Here is a 744-nt window from a genome sequence, read left to right as displayed (position 1 = left end):
TGCCTATCCACATCATCGTAGTATCCGAATGTTTTAAACCTGTGACCCACAACACTTCAAAAAATGCCCCTATAAAAATATAAATCCAATTACGATTCATGGTGTGTGATCCTCCTCCTGTTGATTTACTATTTGATGCCGCGCCAATAGACGAACCAAGAAGCCTCTATCCTTTTCATTGATCTTTCGACTCCACCGAATAGCAATTCTACGAACATACCATCTAGCACAGCTAGAAAAGCAATTGTCGCCATTTCACTGCTGACATCTGGACATATGTTCCCTTCTGCAATTGCTTGCTGGAATACCGGAAGTAACATCGCTTCAATTGTATCTATATAGTGATAACCCTTTTGTACAATGAAATCATACAGATGAGATGGCGGGAAAAAGACTACGCGCAAGAAAAACTTGGTATTATCATCCTTTTCGTAGCAATCTTGATATTGGATCAAGAAGCCATATAGCAATTGGTCAACGGCAAGATCTTTATGGCTTTCAAGATAATCAAGAACAAAATTCAATTCCCGTGCCAGCACGTCGTCAAGCAGCGCAAGGAAAAGATCATCCTTTCCCTTGAAATGCGTATAGATTGATTGCTTCTTGATACCTACTTCCGTTGCAATATCAGCTAGTGACGCGCCTTCATATCCATTACTGGCAAAATGCTTGAGGGCAACCTCTTTGATCCGAGTAGCAGTCATAAAATTCTCCCTTCCGAACGTTCGTCAGGATATTGTATCA

At 40.9% G+C, this 744-nt stretch carries 1 protein-coding gene; it reads right to left on the bottom strand.

The features are described from left to right. Positions 1 to 128 precede the first annotated feature (128 nt). Complete coding sequence (locus AC1DUA_RS39610) at positions 129 to 704, bottom strand: TetR/AcrR family transcriptional regulator (RefSeq protein WP_477504878.1); 576 nt, start codon at positions 702 to 704, stop codon at positions 129 to 131. Positions 705 to 744: the final 40 nt, after the last annotated feature.

The sequence above is a fragment of the Paenibacillus sp. 01T422 genome, assembly GCF_056398785.1.
Note: the sequence above shows the minus strand (reverse complement) of the source record. Positions and strands in the feature narration are given on the sequence as shown.

What these genes read in the sequence shown, in the direction of transcription:
- AC1DUA_RS39610 (WP_477504878.1), bottom strand. Translation starts at nt 704, where the DNA reads ATGACTGCTACTCGGATCAAAGAGGTTGCCCTCAAGCATTTTGCCAGT.